17 protein-coding genes are annotated in these 20,413 nt (G+C 45.8%); 6 read left to right on the top strand and 11 right to left on the bottom strand.

Features of this window, described 5'->3' with window-relative positions; genetic code table 11:
• Positions 1 to 98: 98 nt before the first annotated feature.
• From H5T41_03885 to arcC, 4 genes are read right to left on the bottom strand one after another with little or no spacing between them, the layout of a single operon-like run.
• Complete coding sequence (locus H5T41_03885) at positions 99 to 1,373, bottom strand: histidine--tRNA ligase (protein MBC7107916.1); 1,275 nt, start codon at positions 1,371 to 1,373, stop codon at positions 99 to 101.
• Between the two features lie 57 nt (positions 1,374 to 1,430).
• Complete coding sequence (locus H5T41_03880; protein MBC7107915.1) at positions 1,431 to 2,603, bottom strand: aminotransferase class I/II-fold pyridoxal phosphate-dependent enzyme; 1,173 nt, start codon at positions 2,601 to 2,603, stop codon at positions 1,431 to 1,433.
• Between the two features lie 60 nt (positions 2,604 to 2,663).
• Positions 2,664 to 3,788 (bottom strand): GTP-binding protein, encoded by a 1,125-nt coding sequence (locus H5T41_03875; GenBank protein MBC7107914.1) that lies wholly within the window; start codon positions 3,786 to 3,788, stop codon positions 2,664 to 2,666.
• Between the two features lie 6 nt (positions 3,789 to 3,794).
• Complete coding sequence (arcC, locus tag H5T41_03870; protein MBC7107913.1) at positions 3,795 to 4,751, bottom strand: carbamate kinase; 957 nt, start codon at positions 4,749 to 4,751, stop codon at positions 3,795 to 3,797.
• A gap of 469 nt (positions 4,752 to 5,220) precedes the next feature.
• On the opposite strand from arcC, the gene H5T41_03865 reads away from it, so the two are divergent.
• From H5T41_03865 to H5T41_03855, 3 genes are all read left to right on the top strand, one after another.
• Positions 5,221 to 6,222 carry a zinc-ribbon domain-containing protein gene (locus H5T41_03865; protein ID MBC7107912.1) on the top strand — a complete coding sequence of 334 codons (1,002 nt, stop codon included), beginning with the start codon at positions 5,221 to 5,223 and terminating at the stop codon, positions 6,220 to 6,222.
• 98 nt (positions 6,223 to 6,320) lie between these two features.
• Positions 6,321 to 8,315: a DNA topoisomerase VI subunit B gene (locus H5T41_03860; GenBank protein ID MBC7107911.1), complete on the top strand. Its 1,995-nt coding sequence runs from the start codon at positions 6,321 to 6,323 to the stop codon at positions 8,313 to 8,315.
• Positions 8,305 to 9,402: a DNA topoisomerase IV subunit A gene (locus H5T41_03855; protein MBC7107910.1), complete on the top strand. Its 1,098-nt coding sequence runs from the start codon at positions 8,305 to 8,307 to the stop codon at positions 9,400 to 9,402. The genes H5T41_03860 and H5T41_03855 overlap by 11 nt, the downstream gene beginning before the upstream one ends.
• Positions 9,403 to 9,447: 45 nt before the next feature.
• Here the strand turns inward: H5T41_03855 and H5T41_03850 are convergent, their stop codons facing one another.
• Positions 9,448 to 10,995 (bottom strand): lysine--tRNA ligase, encoded by a 1,548-nt coding sequence (locus H5T41_03850; protein MBC7107909.1) that lies wholly within the window; start codon positions 10,993 to 10,995, stop codon positions 9,448 to 9,450.
• A gap of 150 nt (positions 10,996 to 11,145) precedes the next feature.
• Between H5T41_03850 and H5T41_03845 the strand changes: the two genes are divergently transcribed.
• Positions 11,146 to 11,310 (top strand): preprotein translocase subunit Sec61beta, encoded by a 165-nt coding sequence (locus H5T41_03845; GenBank protein ID MBC7107908.1) that lies wholly within the window; start codon positions 11,146 to 11,148, stop codon positions 11,308 to 11,310.
• A 66-nt stretch (positions 11,311 to 11,376) separates the two neighbouring features.
• On the opposite strand, the gene H5T41_03840 is transcribed toward H5T41_03845, so the two are convergent.
• Positions 11,377 to 11,700 carry a cupin domain-containing protein gene (locus H5T41_03840; GenBank protein ID MBC7107907.1) on the bottom strand — a complete coding sequence of 108 codons (324 nt, stop codon included), beginning with the start codon at positions 11,698 to 11,700 and terminating at the stop codon, positions 11,377 to 11,379.
• 199 nt (positions 11,701 to 11,899) lie between these two features.
• Here H5T41_03840 and H5T41_03835 point away from each other — a divergent pair, with 199 nt between their 5' ends.
• Together H5T41_03835 and H5T41_03830 are read left to right on the top strand one after the other, a co-directional pair.
• Positions 11,900 to 13,363, top strand: a complete 1,464-nt coding sequence (locus tag H5T41_03835) for a 4-hydroxyphenylacetate 3-hydroxylase family protein (GenBank protein MBC7107906.1) — start codon at positions 11,900 to 11,902, stop codon at positions 13,361 to 13,363.
• A 105-nt stretch (positions 13,364 to 13,468) separates the two neighbouring features.
• The gene (locus H5T41_03830; GenBank protein MBC7107905.1) at positions 13,469 to 13,690 is read left to right on the top strand and encodes a hypothetical protein; all 222 of its coding nucleotides are present in this window, start codon (positions 13,469 to 13,471) and stop codon (positions 13,688 to 13,690) included.
• Positions 13,691 to 13,901: 211 nt separating this feature from the next.
• Here the strand turns inward: H5T41_03830 and H5T41_03825 are convergent, their stop codons facing one another.
• The 5 genes from H5T41_03825 to H5T41_03805 all read right to left on the bottom strand — a co-directional run bounded on the left by H5T41_03825 (position 13,902) and on the right by H5T41_03805 (position 20,324).
• A complete protein-coding gene (locus H5T41_03825; protein MBC7107904.1) occupies positions 13,902 to 15,044 on the bottom strand; it encodes a zinc-binding dehydrogenase in 1,143 nt (380 codons plus the stop codon).
• Positions 15,045 to 15,258: 214 nt separating this feature from the next.
• Positions 15,259 to 16,362, bottom strand: a complete 1,104-nt coding sequence (locus tag H5T41_03820; protein MBC7107903.1) for a (Fe-S)-binding protein — start codon at positions 16,360 to 16,362, stop codon at positions 15,259 to 15,261.
• 3 nt (positions 16,363 to 16,365) lie between these two features.
• A complete protein-coding gene (locus H5T41_03815) occupies positions 16,366 to 17,748 on the bottom strand; it encodes an FAD-binding protein (protein ID MBC7107902.1) in 1,383 nt (460 codons plus the stop codon).
• A 334-nt stretch (positions 17,749 to 18,082) separates the two neighbouring features.
• Positions 18,083 to 19,225 (bottom strand): glycerol dehydrogenase, encoded by a 1,143-nt coding sequence (locus H5T41_03810; GenBank protein ID MBC7107901.1) that lies wholly within the window; start codon positions 19,223 to 19,225, stop codon positions 18,083 to 18,085.
• 265 nt (positions 19,226 to 19,490) lie between these two features.
• A complete protein-coding gene (locus tag H5T41_03805; protein ID MBC7107900.1) occupies positions 19,491 to 20,324 on the bottom strand; it encodes a polysaccharide deacetylase in 834 nt (277 codons plus the stop codon).
• Between the last annotated feature and the right edge of the window lie 89 nt (positions 20,325 to 20,413).

Below are 20,413 nucleotides of genomic sequence, written 5' to 3'. Positions count from 1 at the left end.
GTATAGATTAATATAGAGGCGCTCGTGTTCGGAAAACAGGCGTCTGAGGGGCGGCTCAACTTTCCTCCTAAGCGATTTTTGTATCCCCACCAGCAGCCTCAGGCGCTATTTCCCCTTGCACCTGCGAGCCATTCTGGGAGTTCTGTGATTGCTATTGGAACCTGTTCGCCAGTGTCCATATTTCTCAATAAAACGATGTTCTTTTCCACCTCTCTCACACCGAGAATGATCGCATAGCGCACCCCAATTGATGCAGCGTATTTCAAATTCTTCTGAAGACTTCTCCTCATTAGGTCGATATCTGCAGAGATTTCCTTGCTCCGCAACCTAGCGATGATTTCAAACGCTTTCCTGCGTAGCCCATCGGTCAGCGGGATGACGTAAACATCAACTCTTTTCTTCGGAACCTCGATTTTTTGCTTTTCAAGGGCAATAAGCGTGCGATCGAATCCGATCGCGAATCCCGTTGAGAAGACTTTTTCGCCGCCGAATAATTCGGCAAGCGAATAAGAACCCCCTCCACAAACCTGCTTCTCAGCTCCGAGGCTTGGCACCTCAATCTCAAAAACCACACCAGTATAGTAATCCAGTCCTCTTACCACCCCAAGATCCACGAGCAAATTCTCAATTCCCAAAATTTCAAGGATTTCGATTACATCATGCAGATATTCCCTCGCTTCCCCCTCAAAGCTCTGCAATTCCTGAAGCACAGACCGCTGTCCCGAAATCTTGGTGATCCCGATGATCTCCTCTATCGATGCTTGACTCATACCTTTCTCTTCCATCAATACACGTGCTTCGTCGTACATTTTCTTGTCAAGTTTCTGAAGGATGAGAGATGCATTCTCACCTTCGATTCCTTCTTTCCTCAGAATGTCCCTCAAAATGCCGATGTGGCCGATCCGGACTTTGTAGTCCCTGAGACCAATTTTTTTCATGATGGACGAGGCGAGTGAGATGATTTCAGCATCTGATTCAGGATTCTTCGCGCCGATCAGCTCAGCGCCGAATTGGTAGAACTCTCGAAATCTTCCGCTCTGAGGTCTTTCGTATCTGAAACAGGGTCCCATGTAATACAGTTTTAAAGGCCTGGGCATATCTGTGAGCTCGTTGACGAAGAATCTCATGACAGGCGCGGTGAGTTCGGGGCGGAGCGTAAGTTCACGCCCTCCCTTGTCCTTAAAAGCGTACATCTCTTCAAGGATACCAGGACCTGACTTTATTGTGAACAATTCAGCGTGCTCAAAAATAGGGGTCGCAATCTCCCTGAAACCGAAAATCTCGGCTTCTTTCCTCATGAGGCTCTCGATGTAGCGCCTCTTTTCCATTTCATCGGGTGTGAAATCCCTTGTACCTCTAGGACGCTGAATCATCTGGTCCACATTGAAAAGGCATTAAATAATGCTTTCTCATCGTTGTCATTCGTTCTATCATACCTTCTGAAGCGCTTGATCTAGGTCAACGATTAGGTCCTCAGGGTCTTCGATACCAATTGATAGGCGAATGAGCGAGTCCTTGATACCGAGTTGCTCTCTCTCCGATTTTGACAATGCGGCATGGGAGGTATTCGCTGGCATGCTTGCAAGTGACTCCACACCACCAAGGCTCGTCGCCCTCTTTATTAAGCGAAGGGATTTCAACACGGTTTCTGCCTCTTTCCGCCCACCAGAAACTTCGAAACTAACCATCCCACTGAATCCACGCATAAGGCTTTTCGCAAGTACATGTTGCGGGTGTGACTCTAAACCAGGATAATACACTCTTTCAACTTTTCTATGCGCTTCAAGATATTGCGCGATTGCATTACCATTTTCATTATGTTTCTTCATTCTTACAACTAGCGTTTTCAATCCTCTCAAAAGGAGAAATGCACCGATCGGATCAAGAACACCACCCATGACGATTCGCTTTTTTGCAATCTCATTGATGAAAGATTCCCTTCCAACGACAGCCCCCGCGATAAGGTCTGAATGGCCATTGAGGTACTTCGTGCAACTGTGGATCACGATATCAACACCCATACCAATCGGATTTTGATTGACTGGTGTGGCGAATGTGTTGTCCGCGATCACTATCGCTCCGGTTTTATGAGCTGCGTCGGCAATCTTCGGAATGTCCACAATCTTAAGCATCGGGTTTGTTGGCGACTCAATGTAAACGATCTTCGGCGATTCATTGATCGCCTCAAGAATCTCCGTAGTATTTGAAGAATCGACGAATCGAACAGAAATGCCCATTCTCGGCAATTCATTCTTCATGAAAGAAAAAGTTCCGCCATAAATGTCTCTAATTGAAACGACATGATCACCCTTCTTGAGAAAAGTCAGTAATGTCGTTGTAATGGCAGCCATTCCAGACGAAAAGGCTAGACCTTTTTCAGCACCTTCGAGTGCTGCGATCTTGTCCTCCGCTGCTCTGATTGTCGGATTCCCATATCTTGTGTAAATGTATGACCCATCCGGCACTTGCCCTTCCCATGTTCTCTCATCGTCCGTAGGAAAATAGAAGGTGGATGTCTGGAAAATAGGAGTAGTTACCGCACCGTGAGTTTCGTTCATTCGCTCGCCTGCATGAACGGCGACCGTTGAAAGTCCAATTCGCATTTCTCTTCGCTTTCCCATTCTTGATCACGCACCTGTCTACTAAAATTGAAAGATTTTCATTTATTTGGAATCTCGTTCTTTCGTTCTCACGATAACAATCGAAAGAATATCTTCGTCCTCAAGCTTATGATCGAGACCGACCATCTGTCCTGGGAATTTAGCACTCTTACCCCAGACATTTGCATACCTGAAATTCTTTCGAAATGTCCGGTGAATGTGATCACAAACATCGCCAACTGTGCTCCCCCGTCTTATCACGAGTGGCTCATCCAGATCTGGCTCTCCTCCCTGTGGTTTGAGGTAAATTCGGATAAGATCGAGGCTTTCAAATATTTTGTCCTTCAGTTCCTCGAGTCCCAGGCCCTTTTCCGCAGAAATGAACACTGGCGAAAGTGAGGAAAGTCTTCTTCTGATGTTCTCGAGTTCGTCTTTCATCGCGAGATCGATCTTGTTTACGGCGGCGATCGCCTTCACATATACTCTATTACCCGCAAGGACGTCAATGAGCTGATCCGCTGTTATGTCCTCTCTGATAATCACCTCAGCATTAACATACCCATATTCCGATACAATCGCTCTCGCTGTTCCTTCGTCAATGCTCTTCAGTTTCACTGTCGACTTTACGGAAATTCCACCCTTATCGAGTTTCGTGACGACAACATCAGGTGGCTTTTGATTGAGTCTAATACCAGCATTCTCTAATTCCCTGATCAGTATCTCCACTTGCGTTTCATAAATATCCAGTAACAAAAGGATGAGGTCTGCAGATCGCACAACTGAGAGGACTTCTCTACCTCTGCCCTTTCCTTTTGATGCATCTTTAATCAGGCCAGGAAGATCGAGAATTTGGATCTTTGCGCCTCTGTGATACAGCATCCCTGGAACAACATCGAGCGTTGTGAAATGATAATCTCCGATCTCGCTCCTTGCGTTTGTCAATTTGTTGAGGAGAGTCGACTTTCCCACGCTCGGAAATCCAATGAGCGCTACCGTCGCATTTCCGGATTTCCGCACACCATATCCTTGCCCCCCAGTTACCTTCGATCTGCGCTTTTCCAGTTCAGCTTTAAGCCTTGCAAGCTTGGCTTTTAATCGCCCAATGTGTTGCTGCGTTGCCTTATTATAATCAGTTGAGGCGATCTCTTCCTCAATCGCCTTGATCTGCTCTTCAATCGTGCTAGCCATAGACCATCACCGACCAGCGTAAATCCTTGTGCCAGCTTTTCCAGAAAGCGCTTTCTCAATAAGATCGGGTGATGTGATGACCACCGATTTCCCGCCGGATTTCAGGAAATCGATCGAGGCCTCGATTTTCGGCCCCATCGTTCCGGGAGGGAACTGTTTTTCTTCGACATATTCTTCGATTTCTTCAAGAGTCACTTTTTCAAGAGGACGCGCCCGATCGGTTCCGAAGTCTACATAAACATGGTCGATGTCCGTAAGGAAAATCAATGTTTTCTCTCCGATGTCTCGCGCGAGAACTGATGCGGCAAAATCTTTATCAACGACAGCTTCCACTCCCTCATATCCATAACTCTTCTTGATGACTGGTATTCCACCTCCGCCAGCGGCGACGACGATCTCTTTTTGTCCCTTTTCCCCAAAAACGAGTTTCCTGATTGCACTAGCTTCGAGAATCGAAATCGGACGGGGGGATGGAACGACTCTTCGATAGCCTCCTCTCTTGATGTCTTCTACGAGCGTCCAGCCTCTTTCAACTCTCAGGTCTTCTGCCTCTTCCTGAGAATAGTACGGGCCGATCGGCTTCGTTGGCTTCTCAAATGCGGGATCTTTTGGATCTACAAGCACACGCGTGACTATGCATGTCACAGTTTTTTCAGTATTCTGTTTTGCCAGAGCGGCGGTCAGCGAGTGTTGGATGAGGTAGCCAAGAAGTCCCTGAGATTCCGCAACGCAAACATCGAGAGGCATCGATGGAATCTCTGTCTTGCAGAGCTCGTTTTGCAACAATATGTTGCCAACTTGAGGCCCGTTTCCATGAATTATTACGAGATCATATCCGTTTTTGATCATTCTGGCCAAGTGTGAGCACGTCATATCAAGGTTTCTCAGCTGATTTTCTAATGTTGCCTCCTCGCCGGCTTTCAGAATCGCATTTCCTCCGATCGCTACGACCGCCGTTTTCATAAGTTCCCTCAATTAAAAGAGAGTTTTCGCATCACTCACTCTTTATATATTACTTATCTGCGCCTACCGCATCAAACAACCTTTCCGCCGAATGAGATGAGGATTTTTTCGAATGAACTGCGAGATACGTTCGATATGGCAGATTTATCCCTTTCTAACGATTATATTGAAAACCATTTGCCAAAGAATGTTGATCCCTATAATGAGGTTTGCCGATCGGCTCCAAAAATCGCTGGTCTTATTTCATACAAAATACAATAGCATGATCTGCCGCAGCGTAAACGAAAATGATTTGGAAGTGAGTTCATTCTGTTCGCCATTTTTGATAATTTGAGCATTAAGCAGATTCTTATTGACTGGTTTGTCGTAAAAAATGTGTGCTGCCCGGATGGTAATATGTAGAACGGCAAATGCATCTTTTATATACCATCAGGAAACCTAAAATAGCGTTATTCATTATCCGGAAGCAATGAGTTTTACGGAAGAACTAAAAAAACAACTTGCGGCTTTTAAGAAAAAGAAGTATGCACTTCCTATGGTCATCGTTTTGACATTTATTGTATCAGCTGTACTTCTTTTATTCCTATGGTATTATCTCTGCTTTATTTCAATCGCAATCGCGCTGATCGCCTACGGTCTTCCCAAGTATTTTGGATTGACCAATCGCAAGAAGCTGGCAATTTTCGGAATCGTCTTATTTTTGGTTCTTGGAATTTCTTTCGGTATTAAGAGTTATTATGATTTCACCGGATATGGAGGAGATGTCGTAAGTTCCGAAAATGGATTTCTTGTGAATGGGACTGTGACGCCATACCGCGGAAATGCATCAACAGTTTATCATTTCGAGGTCACTCTAATCAATGGAACAAACGAAAGTAGTGTGCAAGTTAACATCACAGATCTTTGGACATATACTTCGCCTCTAATCATTAACATGACACCGTTACAAGAGGTCGACAATGGATATGTTTTTTCGACGGATGTTGCACTCTGGGAAGGGGTCTTTGAGTATCAATTCTCTTCGAATGGAACCAAGACTTACTGGGGTTTCGGTCCTCTTAGCATTCCTGATGATATTTTGTTTCAGCAACTTCTTTACACTCGTCTTCTGATCGTTTTCCTTCAGATTGGTGTTCTTTTCTACCTGATTCTCGCCTTATCATGGTGGATGGATACCTCAAAAGCGAGAAGGGAACAAATCAGAAAAGAGAGAGAAGAAAAAGGGAAGATTGATGACAAAAAGGCTTTAGATAAGGAAAGAGAAACAGGGAAAGCTAGCAAAGGAAAAACGGTGGAAAAATTCGTTTGTTCTGAATGTGGTGCTGAAGTCCCTCCCGATGCAAAGAAATGTCCTCAGTGCGGAGAGCCTTTCGAGGATGAGGAAGATGAAATGATATGCGCTGATTGCGGAGCAAAAGTTAAGCAGTCAGACAAGAAATGCTGGAATTGCGGCAAGGAATTCAAGGATTGACTAATTTTGATCTCCCCTAGGTAATCTTTATTTATGACTTCAAGAATAATACAGCTGGGATGCACCAAACGAATCTTTAGAGATTTAAGGGATTTAGTATGGCCTCTATTGCTGAGCAGCTCGCAAAGAAACAAAGGGAAATATCGGTTTCGGAATTCTTCGAGAGGAATCGCCAGATCCTTGGCTTTGATTCGCCGACGAAATCATTGTTAATGGCTGTGAAAGAGGCCGTGGATAATTCACTCGATGCCTGCGAAGAGGCGTCAATACTCCCTGAGATTATAGTTGATATAAGGAGAACGGGTCAAAATGAATTCAAAATTACCGTCGAGGATAATGGACCAGGCATCGTTCCGAAGGTTATTCCCAATGTCTTCGGCAAGCTTTTGTACGGCTCGCGTTTCCACTCACTTCGCCAGGCACGGGGCCAACAAGGCATTGGGATCTCCGCAGCGGTCTTGTATAGTCAGATGACAACTGGAAGGCCAGCCATTATCACCTCAAAAACCGAAAAAGATGAGCCCGCGGCGAAAATGGAGATCAAAATCAATACAAGAAAGAATGAGCCAGATGTTCTCAGTAGAGAATTCATCATTTGGGACGAGAAGGAGCATGGAACAAGGATCGAAATGTGGCTGGAAGGACGCTATGTCTCGGGGAAACAATCCGTGCTCGAGTATCTGAGACAAACGGCTATCGTTAATCCCCATGCAACGATTATTTTCAACGATCCTGATGGTAAAAAATATATTTTTCAAAGGGCGACCGACAAGCTCCCACCGCCAACGCGTGAAATTCGACCGCATCCATATGGTATTGAATTGGGTATGCTCATCAACATGGCAAAATCGACGAAGGAAACTAAGCTCCTCGGTTTCCTGAAGAATGAGTTCAACAGGATAAGTGATCGTGTTGCGAAGGAGATCTGTGAGAAGGCGTGGTTGAGTGGGGATTCAAAACCCCAGGAACTGACGCTCGAGCAGTACAAACAGCTTCTTGATGCGATGTCCCAAGTGCGAATTCAATCTCCTCCGACAGACTGCCTTTCTCCAATCGGTGAAACTCTGATTCGAAAAGGACTCAAAAATGTTCTCGAGGAGTATAAACCGGAATTCTACGCTCCGCCAGTGACTAGACAGCCTCGAGTTTACTCTGGGAATCCCTTTGTCGTTGAGGCAGGAATCGTTTACGGTGGGAATTTACCATGTGATCAACCGGTCACAATTTTGAGGTTCGCAAATAGAGTTCCGCTTCTTTACCAGCAGGGCGCGTGTGTAATCACAAAGGCCATCGAGACGATGGACTGGAGAAGATACGGTTTTGAACAACGGGGAGGCGAAGGTATTCCATACGGACCAGCCATCATCCTTGTTCACGTCGCATCCACAAAAATTCCATTCACCTCTGAAGCAAAGGAAGCGATTGCGAATATTCCGGAATTTCTCGAAGAAATTCAACTTGCATTAAAAGCCTGTGCAAGGAAACTGAAGACTCACCTGCATAAGAAAGAAATGAAGGGGAAGACGCGCGCCAAATTTGAGATCGTCCAGGAGATTCTCCCGCTGATTGCCGAGAAATGTTCGAAAATCGTTGGAAAAGAAGTGCCGTCATTGAAAGGAACGATTACTAAAATTATGAATGTTGTCTGGATAGAAGACTCCGTGACTTATGAAAACAACCGACATAGGGTGAAGATTACTGTCTATAACTACACACCGAAAACACAGAGTCTGCTTCTCCACGTTGTCGTTCCCGCTGAGTCGTTGGATACGAACAGCATCCTGCCCAAACCGTCCGAGATTAGAGAAAACAGCAAATTGACCTGGAAGCTCGACCGCATACCGTCAACTGATCAGGTTGAGATCTCGTTCGAACTGGTTGGACTGGATGCCGATAGTTATGATGAGAATGAGATCTATGTGAGCGGTATCAATCCGGTTCTTGTCATTGGGGCCGATCCTTTGCCAGGCGACTGGGATCTTGAGGACATGAAGATCGAAGAGATCGATGTATGTGCTGAGAGCGGGACCGAACAGGAAGAGGAAGAAGAGATTGATTACGATGAAGAGGGGGAGGTGTTAAGTGACGAGTAGTGAGAGGCATGGGGAAGCCTTAGACAGATTATACGAGATTGCGAATTCGATTTACGATCAGATCAGTGAGGGGAAGGTTCCGAAGATGCTGATTCCTTTGAGAACTAAAGGGAATATCAAATTCGATCCCAAACTCGGCGTTTGGAAATACGGTAAAGCGATGGGTGCGCGGACAGCAAAGAAAACGAGAGGTGCCCAGATGCTTCTCCGCACGATGTTTGTTCTTGAATTCATCGAGGACATGATCGCAAATAACAAGTCTTCAACTCTGAGAGAGATGTATTATATCTCGGAAGGATGGGGGAAAGCAAAGTTTTCATCACAGGATGAATCAAATTTACTGGCAGAGGATCTGGAAATTGTCACCAAATGCCTAAGAGAGGATTTCAAACTGAGACCCGAAGAAAACGGCGCGAGTGTCATCGGAGACTTGACGATCACAGAAGTCGACAGAAAGGGCAAGCTAAAACGTATTAACTGCAGAGATGATGTTGGGGATTCTGGTTACAGTATCCCGTATAATGTAGAAAAAGAAAAAATAGAATTAATCGAAACGAGCGCGAAATTCGTCATAGCGATTGAAACTGGCGGTATGTTTGACCGCCTGGTAGAAAACGGCTTTGATGAAAAGTTCGACGCACTCCTTGTCCATCTTAAAGGGCAACCTGCAAGAAGTACAAGACGATTCATCAAACGGCTCAATGAAGAGCTACAATTGCCTGTCGTTGTATTCACCGATGGAGATCCCTGGTCCTTCAGGATTTTCGCATCAGTCGCCTACGGTGCGATCAAGACCGCCCATATTTCCGAGTATCTTGCAACGCCCACCGCTGAGTTCATTGGCATCACTGCATCAGACATCATCAATTATGATCTGCCAACGGACAAATTGACAGATATGGATATCCGCGCATTGAATGCTGAGCTCAATGATCCGAGATTCAATGACGAATTCTGGCGAAATGAAATCGAGACGATGCTTGAAATCGGAAAGAAGGCGGAGCAGCAGGCGCTAGCAAAATACGGCCTGGATTATGTAACAGATACGTACTTGCCAGAAAAGCTGACGGAACTTGGTATCATTTGATTGAAACTTCTTGATCTTTCCTGTTTTGGGTCTGTATACCATTGGTTATCGTGCATGCAAAACGCTTTCAATTCTTGCGAGCACAAATTTCTTATCGAGTGTCGAAAAGAAGTAGCCTAGTCGCGGTCCCGACATTCTGTTGATGAAGATCTGGTAGAGGAGTTGGAATGCCTTTGCTGCACTCAGTCCGCTCGTTTTAGCGCAGCCATATATGCTGTTATGTATTGTATCTGCCTCCCAATCGATGTCTCTTAACGCTGCATTGAGACAATTGAGAAAAGCGCTTTCCACCTCGTCCAATTTTATTATTGGCGTTTCCATCGCCAGCGAAAATTTTACCTCATCGGGCGCAAAGTGCTGAAGCCAATATTTCACGCATTGCACTCTTTCCCATAATACTTCTGCATCAAGCTGTGAGATCTCGGAGATGTGTTCAGTCCTTTTTAGAATCTCGATCACACCTTCGAATGAGTCGGTGATCTGAACTACGTTGACGAGATGTCGATACGGTACCTGAAGTGGCATCTGAGTTCTGATGAATTTCGGTTGGGAGAGTTCGTAAGCGCGGAGTAAATCCAGTTCCTTCTCCTCCGCGCCGCCTTTGTAATATAGCCTTTCAATTCTATCGTATTCATCAACCATTTCTAGAATCCCAAGACCAGGATCATAATCGATATGACGATCTGGATTGTATCGGAGGATTGTGAAACTTAGGACGGGTGCGGGTGTGATTTTAAGGGCGTCAATTCCCGTAATTACGGAACCTGTAGACTTGTGCATCTGCCCTTTACCCTTAAGCTGTACAAATTCGTACGGCACGGGAAACGGCGGCTTGATTCCGAAAATCTCCCGAGCGAATCTCACGCCGGTGTCGTATGATCCGCCTGCGGCCGCGTGATCCTTGCCAAATGGCTCACAGGTAACGCCGAAAATTTTCCATTTTGCTGCCCATTCGATCCGCCAGGGAAGCTTCCCATCATCCTTCCTAATGTCTGCTTTACCATTATTCCCACATCTACACCGATAGTAAACGAATGGGCGCTCATATCGAAGAATTTCGACATCAGCAAATTTCCCGCACGAGCTGCATCGTGGATTATATGGAAAATAGTCATCCGAGATTTCTCTTTTTGTGACTTCCCGCAAAATCTCGACAATCTTCATCTTGGCATTGATGACCGTATCGATTGCATCAGCGAATATGCCTTTCGCATACAGCTCATGAGTCCAATATATCTCAGGTTTTATTCCAAGGATGTCCAGAGCTTCCAAGAATGGCTGAATGAAATGATGGGCGTAGTTCTTGTGGGATCCACACGGACACCTCACATGACTGAGTGGCCTGCCCACCTCATCCTCGAAATCCTCAGGGAGAAAGGGATATCTTTTTCGCAGGGGATCGAAGGAATCGATGAGATAGATAAGTCTTGCCTTCGCTCCAAGACCTGTGAGTGCCTTCTGAATCGCGCCTGCAGTAATTGCCTCTCTCAAGCTACCAACATGAATAAAACCAGAGGGACTTATCCCTGTGGAAATAAGATGGTTGTCTGTCGTTGAGGTCAGGGATCTCGCAATAACGTCTGCCCAATGCATCGTACCGAGACGGAAGAATCTGTAGTTAAAATATAAATCTATGGACAGAGCGACCTTGAATCAATCTATCTTTTTGTCCTCAATCGCACAAGTTGCACGGTGAGCTGATTGATAATCTATAAATACGACGATGAAAAATCAGAGTGATGTATGCCCAAGAAAAAGAGTGAGGGTTTTCAATCGGCAGCAGGATTAATAAGATATTTTGAATCGGAAGATGAAAAAGCGATAAAGATCAATCCCTGGTTTGTCATCGGAATGGCGATCGCTCTTGTCGTTCTGGTCGAACTTCTTAGAAATCTCTTTCCAACATGATTTTTTATGATTTCGTGATGGTGATATCGTTTGTTGGGCCGGAGTTGGATTCCAATCCTTATTAGGTTATGTCTTAAAGTCTTCTCTTGGTGGTGAAAAGACGTCAATAGCGATCGAATCTTCGAGAACCTCGACTTCATGTTCCACATTTGGCTCGATCCAGTATCCATCTCCCTGAGTTAAAATGCTGATCTGGCCGTCGATTAACATCTTGAGTTTTCCTTTCTGCACATAACCAATCTGCTCATGAGGATGTCTGTGCGCAGGTATCACTGCACCCTTCTCCAGCACAAACTCAATGATCTGACATTTCTGCCCACACACGACCATTCTTCTTGTTATTTTATTGGTGACTTTTACAGTTTTTGTATCTACCGCACGCGTAATCATAGTGATTCACCGGCTGAGATATCGGGAAACATGGTTTTCTAATCTTCGAAATTATTTATTTGAACAGGAGTGTCGATGCGAATTACAGGATTACGCGGACGAGAAGCAATCTTCATTTATTAAATCAAATCGCACATTGAGAAATATTCATTAGAGGATAGACTCGTTTACTCATTGTCGTGTTATCGAGATGATCGTTATGATGAACGGAAAACAATATCTGGATAGCCTGCGCAGGATGAAGACGGAAGCATATGTTTTCGGAGAAAGAATAGAGAACGTGGCTGATCATCCATTTACATGGGAACATGCCAACGCAGTTGCAATGACTTATGAGCTAGCTCATGATCCCCAGTATTCAGACCTGATGACTGCTAAATCCCATCTGACGGGAAAAACGATCAATCGTTTCACGCATATTCATCAAAGTACCGAAGACCTCGTCAAGAAAGTCAAAATGTTGCGGCTTCTTGGGAGAAAAACTGGCTCGTGTTTCCAAAGATGCGTTGGCTTGGACGCGATGAACGCCTTGTACACAACGACATACGAAATGGATCAGAAACTCGGAACCAATTATTTTGAGAGATTGAAACGGTTTGTCTTAAAAGTTCAGGAAGAAGACCTCATGATTGGAGGAGCAATGACAGACGTAAAAGGGAATCGAGGGCTGCGACCATCCCAGCAAGCTGATCCAGATATGTTCGTCCATATCGTTGAGAGGAGAGAGGACGGAATCGTCGTTAGAGGAGCAAAGGCCCATCAAACGGGCTCCGTCAATTCGCACATGATGCTCATCATGCCAACACTCAATATGACCGCTGATGATGCTGATTATGCAGTTTCTTTCGCGGTCCCTTCTGATGAAAAAGGAGTTATTCACATTTTGGGGCGACAAACCAATGATACAAGGAAATTCGAGAGAACTCTTGATCGAGGGAATATCGGATATGGCATTGTCGGTGGAGAAGCGCTTGTCATCTTCGATGATGTTTTCATTCCGAATGAGAGAGTTTTCATGGCTGGAGAATTCGAGTTTTCTGGCATGTTGGTGGAAAGATTCGCCTCCTACCACAGACAGAATTACGGTGGGTGTAAGGCTGGTGTTAGCGATGTGATCATTGGCGCGAGCGCCGCCCTCGCCGATGCTCACGGAATTCAAGATGCTTCCCATGTTAGAGATAAGCTCACGGAAATGATCCATCTAACGGAGACGCTTTATTGCTGCTCTATCGCCTGTTCTAGTGAGGGGTTCAAAACGAAGTCTGGGGCATATTTGGTTGATCCCTTGCTAGCAAATGTCACGAAGCAAAATGTAACCCGGTTTATTTACGAAATAGGAAGACTCGCTCAGGATCTGGCAGGCGGGATTGTCGCAACACTGCCATCGCAGAAGGATTTCCAGAATCCAAAGGTGAATAAGTATCTTCAGAAGTATCTCAAAGCAAAAGAGGGTGTATCGGCGGAAGAGAGAGCGAGGCTAATACGGTTGATAGAAAACATCTCAACGGGGACTGCCCTCATCGAATCAATGCATGGCGCTGGCTCTCCACAGGCGCAGAGGATCATGATCCTAAGGCAGGGAAATCTCGCGGCGAAAGCGGAATACGCACGTGTACTTTCGGGCATCAGGGAAGATGAGGTTTTGAAGAGAATCAGAGGATGAAAGGAATTTCGTAAAAACCTTTCTTGAGAATGGAGGCAGACGATCTTTGTCTGCCCGAAACCCTTATATGTCGTCTTTTTGATTCCTGCCCCCATGTGCGCTTTTATGTCGATGCATTTGGAAGATGAAGCAGAAAGGAAGATCCTTGGATTTATCATGAAGGCTGAGTTTCCGATCGATATTGTTCAGAAGAAATGGAGCAGGGTACCTGAGCAGCACAAGGAATGGCTGTGGGGTAAGATTTCTTCAAAAATCGAGAGTGATCCTAACCTTACACCAGAACAGAAAGCAAGATACGAGGAAGTTAAAAAAGCGTTGAAGATGTAAGAGACTCAAGTTCTTTCCATCGAATTATCCCTTGTTTTTCTTTTTTATACCATTCACCCCTGGATTTTTCATGAGAGATGTTTATTTCTTGTGATTTCTCATTCTCGAAAACATTCGTTGGATTTTCAAAAAATGAAGTTCAAATTTCAAACGATTTAAAAAATGATAGAAAGAAGCAGTGGATCTTCAAATCCACTGCCTTAAGATCCTTCTAAGGCCTTACTGCAATCTTACCTGGAGATAGCTTCTTCTCCTGCCTTATGATCTGGTTTGGCAAATCCTCTAGCGGTGCGATCTCGGCACAAATCTCTCCGAATGGGATACCCATCTTCTTTGCCTTCATCATGACAGCAATGGCCGTTCTGTATTCAAACTTGGAGTATCCCCAGCTGCCGAAGACATTGACTTCTTTGTTGCAGAAGTCGACATGCGGGTTCACAGTGGTTTCTCCGGTGTTTGTGAAGTGCCCCATTTCAACGATCGTTCCACCGCGGCGGACAAGCTTGAACGACTCCGAGAATGCCGCAGGTACACCAGTTGCCTCAATAACGACATCTGCACCAATTCCGTTTGTCAGCTCCATAATCTTCTCAACACGATCTTCAACTGTCGGGTAATCCTTCATGTTGATGACTTCTGTCGCACCCATCTTCTTTGCCTGCTCGAGCCTGCTCGGGACAATGTCGATACCGATGATGTTTGTCATGCCGTATACATTGTTGACAACTGTGTGGCACTGGCCGATCGGACCAAGACCCTGGATGACAACGGTCTGGGATGGGTCAACTCCTTCACCTGCATACGCACAGTCCGTTCCACCAGACTGCGCCCTCTTGAAGGATCTGGTCGCTACAGCCATGGGCTCAACCAATACCATTTCCTTCTCGGTCAAACCTGGCGGGAACTTGAACACTGGGATGTGCGATGGAATGTAGACGTGCTCAGCGAAAGCGCCCCAGAAGTGTGGTGGGTCCGTCGCCTTATGAGTGCTGATACCGACGACATCCATATTCATGCACAGGCTCTCTCTTCCTGGCAGGTTGTGGCAGTACCAGCAGTTGTTGCATTTCGCGAGACATGTCGCAATATAGTCGCCTTCTTCCAGCGGCTTTCCTGTGTAATCCACCTTGACACCCTTTCCAAGTTCGCGCACAGTTCCGAACCATTCGTGTCCTAGAATATGCGGCATTGGTACTGGTAGTCTCCCGTAAATAATATGGGTATCCGTTCCGCAGACACCGCACAATTTGACATCAGCAACGATGTCTCCAGGCTTTGCCTTTGGAGTCGGGAAGTCCATCATCTTGAGGTTTTCGGGGCCTCCCGCCTTTGTTAAAACAAATGCTTTGGCCATATTTTACCCCCTGTTTACCCTATCCGATTAGACGCTTATGAATGTTTCGAAGTTCTCCGTAATTGCTCTCAACCGCGACTTCGAATTACGAATGTAAATTACCATATTGCACTCAAAAAAAGAATTGCGGTGAAAAATCTGGGATTATCAAATTATGATCGGAACTAACAATGTCCTAATTTCGTATGATTACTAGTGTAAGGCGGATCGTCGATCAGCGTGTTTTCTTTTTGATCTTCGAAGCAACATATTCCGCAAAGTCTACAACAGGTATACAATCCGATGAATCACTGAGATTCGTTTTGCAAAAGGGACATGGCGTGACAACTTTCTGTGCACCGCTCGCTTTCGCCTCGGCCATACGCTTTGCACCAATGCCAATTGCTATCTCCCCATAAGCAGCTTTGACCCCACCACCGGCCCCGCAGCACATCGAATTCTCACGGCAATGTTCCATTTCGACAAGAGTCGCCAATCTTTTCAGTACTCTTCTTGGCGCGTCATATATGCCCATGTGTTTTCCGAGATGACATGGGTCATGATATGTGATTTTTTCGCGACTCTTTTTCACTTGTAATTTACCTTCCTGGATCAATCGGTCAACGAACTCAGTAATATGCAGGACCTCAATTCCCTCCATATGATATTCTTTTTTGAGCGTTCTGTAACAACCGGCGCATGAGGTTACGATTGTTTTTATGCCGTTCCCTTTGAAAGCTTGTATGTTATGTTCCTTTAATCGCTCGGCCTCATCAATAAAACCTGTCCTCCTTAAAACAGATCCACAACACCATTCATCCTCGCCAAGCACTCTGTACTTAACACCGGCAGCATCAAGAATGTCCATTGTCGCGATAACCGTGTCGGGACTCCTAAACGCCGCTGTGCATCCAATGAAATAGAGGATATCCGCGTTCTCAGGCAAACGTCTGAATTTGTTCTTTGCCACGTTTTTCTCTCCGTATGGATTGTGTTCAGCGCGCATCCTTTCCACGAGCTTCTTGTGTTTCTCAGGTGATAGACCGCGTTTCGCGAATTCTTCTCTGGCAGCCTCGATAATTTCTACCGTCTTCACGCCTGGAGGACATCGCTGTTCGCAGTCGCCGCAGGTGGTACAGGTGAAAAGACGCTTTGCCATTTCCTCCTCGATCTTGATATCTCCGTTCAGAACCGCTTTTATGAATGTCATTCTTCCTCTTGCCGTTGCGGAATCCCAACCAATCTGTCCAAAGGAAGGGCAATTCGCCTTGCAAAATCCGCACCTGATGCAGTATTCTAGCGCATCTCTGTATTTCTCCAGCGATGATATCTCCGACATTGCTCACACCTCGAAGATCTTGTCAGGATTCATGATACCTTTTGGATCGATGGCTTTTTTGATGCGTCTCATAATATCCAATCCGACTTCTCCGTGCTCTTCAACGATTAGCGATTTCTTTTCGAGTCCTATCCCATGTTCGCCCGTGATCGTCCCGCCGAGGGCGATTGCCATTCTGTTGATTTCGTCATGAGCTTTGTGCGCTCTCTCAGATTCACCGGGAACTCTCAGATCCGCGAGGAGAAGCGAGTGAACATTGCCATCACCAGCATGCCCATAGGTTGTAATCTTGATGTCGTATTTCTCCGAAATTTCACGAATCTTCTTAATAGCCGTTGGGATCTGAGAAAGAGGAACAACGATATCCGTTGCAATGGGGGATGGTTTCAATCGAGTCAGCGTCGCAAATAATCTTTTTCTCGCCGCCCATAACTTCTCCATTTCGTCTGGATCGGTTGCAATTTTGAGTTCCCTACATTTTTCTTCCATCGCGATTTTCTTGAATCGGTTAAAAGTCTTCTGCACTTCGGCTCTATCCTCACCGTGAAACTCTAAGAAGAGCATAGCCCCGACATCAGGCAGAGGAAGATGGGCTTCTTCGCGCATGACTTGAAGGGCGATTGAATCAAGAATCTCGATAGCCGCGGGAATAACGCCAGACGCGATCGTCCTGGCTACAGTTCTCCCAGCATCTTCTGGTTCGTCGAATTCCGCCACGGCGCTCATGATAAAATTCGGCAGCGGCCTGAGTTTTAAAGTGATCTCGACGATGATTCCCAGCGTCCCCTCCGACCTGTTAAAAAGATGAATAAGGTCGTATCCAGAAGCAGTCTTTCTCGCTGAACCACCAGTTTTCAACAGTCTGCCATCTGGAAGCACGACTTTTAAACCTGTCACATAATCAGCTGTGACCCCATATTTAACTGCCCTCATACCAGAAGCATTTGCTGCAACCATTCCTCCGATCGTGCAGATTTCACCACTCGCCGGGTCTGGAGGGAAAAAGAGATTGTATTTCTTCAAATAAGCGTTGAGTTGGGCGAAGACGACACCAGGTTCAACAGTAACCGACAAATCATCTTTTTTCACCTCAAGGATTCTGTTCATTCTTTGCAAGTCAACAACAATGCCGCCCCTCGTTGGCACGCATCCGCCTGTAAGGCACGAACCACCAGCGCGAGGAACCACTGGGATGGCATATAAATCGGCAATTCTCATTATCTCTTGGACTTCCGAAATATTGCCTGGCCGAACGACGATGTCAGGCATTGTGCCATGTTTGATTGCATAACAATCTACAGAATAGCAGACTAAATCCACAGGGTTGATTGAAGCGTTATCTTTCCCGACGATATTGATTAATCGATCAATGATTTCTTTATCCAATGATTTCACCCTCCGAGGGACGATGCCGGGATTGATGGGAATATATATCTTATTTCCCCCAATCTCAAGCGGATAACTTCTGAGTTTTTGTGAACAGCGCATTACTTATTTCATTTTTCGAATTTGGAGAGTAACTGTATTGTGCTCTTTATTTCTCAAGAATTTCTTCAGCCCATTCAATCTTAAACAGGGAGCACATGTTAGAGGAATTACACTCTTCAAAAATAGCAAAGATCTAAAATTGCTGTCGTGTCAGAAATACTCTATAGCTATCGTTTAAAACTACAAAAATGAAAGAAATATATAAAAAGAGAAGAAAAATGGTTTATATTGTTTACCTTCGCATGAACTTGTCGCGATATGCCCTACCGAGCGCGTCAGTCGCCTTGAGTGCATCGATGCATCTGTCAGGCGTCATTGGGAACGGCTCGTTGTGAGCATACGGGTGATTCGGGTTGCACGTAATTTCCATGCAGTGCGGCAGGTCGTCAAATGTTGCACCGATCTCCTCAAGCGTCACAGGCAGGCCCACCGTGAGGCAGAAGTTTATGACTTCCTCGATGAGCGCTTTCGGCCTGTTCTCCATGATAAGCTGTGCAATCGTACCGATCGCGACCAGGTCACCATGTTCGGGTTTCGGAGCCTTCATTCTGCCAGGTGCTGCAGTGAGACCATCATGGATGGCATGGGCAGCAGCGAGACCACCGCTCTCGAATCCGAGACCGCTTAGCAGTGTGTTAGCTTGTGCAACATTCTCATAGGCCTCTGTGATTGCCTGTCTTTCATTGGCCAGCTTTGCATGATACCCATAGTTGATCAGGGTCTCATAGCACAGTTGGGCCAGTCTCGTTGCAGTGAATGGCGGCAATCCACCATCGATGAGGGCGTTCCCAGATCTTGATTCAGCACATGCCTCGGCCTCGAATCTCGTCGCCAGCGCATCTCCCATACCGGCAACCAGCCACTTCGCGGGCGCCTGGACAGTTTTGTCGGTTGGGACGATAACGATGTCTGGGCTCTTGTAGTAGAAGAGGACTTTCTCGACGACGTGCTTTTCGTCATACTGAACCGAGAGAGCGCTGCATGGGGCATCTGTCGATGGGATCGTGTTGATCAATGCAATGGGCTTGCCAACTCCATATTCCTTGCTCGCGACTGCCTTGGCAAGGTCCATGATCGAACCGCCACCGACACCCACGATGAAATCAGCTTCCTTCGCTCTTGCCATATCCGCGAGTCTCTTGATCTCCCGGGCTGTGCAATAGCGGACGCCCTTCTCCATGTGCACCATTTCTATGCCGTGCTCCTGGAAGTCTTCTTTCATCTCTTTCTCCACGCTCTCTATCGAGCGCGTCCCACCGAGGACAAATGCCTTCGTCCCTAGCAACATCTTGCGTTTTCCTAGTTCCTTTACTGCTCCGGGTCCGATGATGTATCGGTTCGGAGCGGCCATCACTTTTACTCGGGTTTTCAACATCGGCAACTTTTTCTCCCCCTGTTACGTCTGGAAAGTTTTCTCTCAGCCTTCAAAATTTCTCATCAGGCTGATAACTTTCCTCCTCAGAATATAAGAGAAATAGGATATTAGTAACTTTCGGATCAGTAAAGAATTTGCCTTAAAAATACGTTTTAAAATCCCTCTCAATGAGACATCCAAAGCTTCTTCCAGATTCGTTCATGGAAACTTTTTTTAAGTTTCTTACGTGCAAAAAGGGAAGTCAAAAATTGAAAAGAAAAAAGAATCACGGGTGTGTCTCAAGCCAATATTCCGCAATTTCAGATGGCGTGGTAATCCAAACTCCATTTTTCTTCTTGATGTGATTGATTAGACGGTCAAGCATTCTCATTCTCGATGCCCGTCCGATCGCCTGAGGATGCATGACGATTGTGAACAACCCCCTTTCATCGTATAATCCTTCAAATTCCTCTGTCCATATCTCCAATACTTCTTCTTGGCTTGAGATACCGCTCTGATACTCGAGTGGCGGGAAAAAGTTAAATGCAAAGTAGGTCCAATCAACTGTGAGCCAGTTGAACGGAATTTCAACGAGTTTCTTTCCCTTAACACAATGGATATATGGGATGTCCCAAGCCATCATACTGCTTTCATACAAGAATCCAAGATCGCATAGATATTCGAGGGTTCGGGGTGAAAGATCGAACGCTGGCGCACGATAACCTTTGGGTTTTTTACCGAGTAACCCCTCCAGGGCTCTCAACCCTTTTTCAAGTTCTTGCATTTCCTGTTCGGGTGTGAGTCGGCCCGGATTGAGATGCGAATAACCATGGTGTCCAATCTCATGACCCTTCTTGTCGATCTCTTTAATAAGCGAAGGTCGTTCTTCTGCCAGCATGCCTGGAACAAAAAAACATCCTTTCAGCTCGTGTTTATCTAGGAACTTGAGTATCCTCGGAATCGCAACGTTGACTTCGTATTGACCTTGTGAGAGAACCACAGGACTAAATGGTTCCCCTTCTTTGACTGCTCCAGTTCTTCTCATGATGTTCTTCCAGGAGATGTCACTGTCACAATCGAAAGTCAAGCACACAGCACATCTAGCATCGTTTTTCCACATAACTTCACCGTTTAGGCGTATTGTTCTATGGTTTAATTTAATTCGCGTCATTATTCAGACACTGATATGGATTCCAAAATCAAATCGAA

It is taken from the genome of Methanomassiliicoccales archaeon (genome assembly GCA_014361295.1).
In the GTDB taxonomy this organism is placed as follows: Archaea; Thermoplasmatota; Thermoplasmata; order Methanomassiliicoccales; family JACIVX01; genus JACIVX01.
This window is presented reverse-complemented; position numbering and strand designations above follow the sequence as displayed.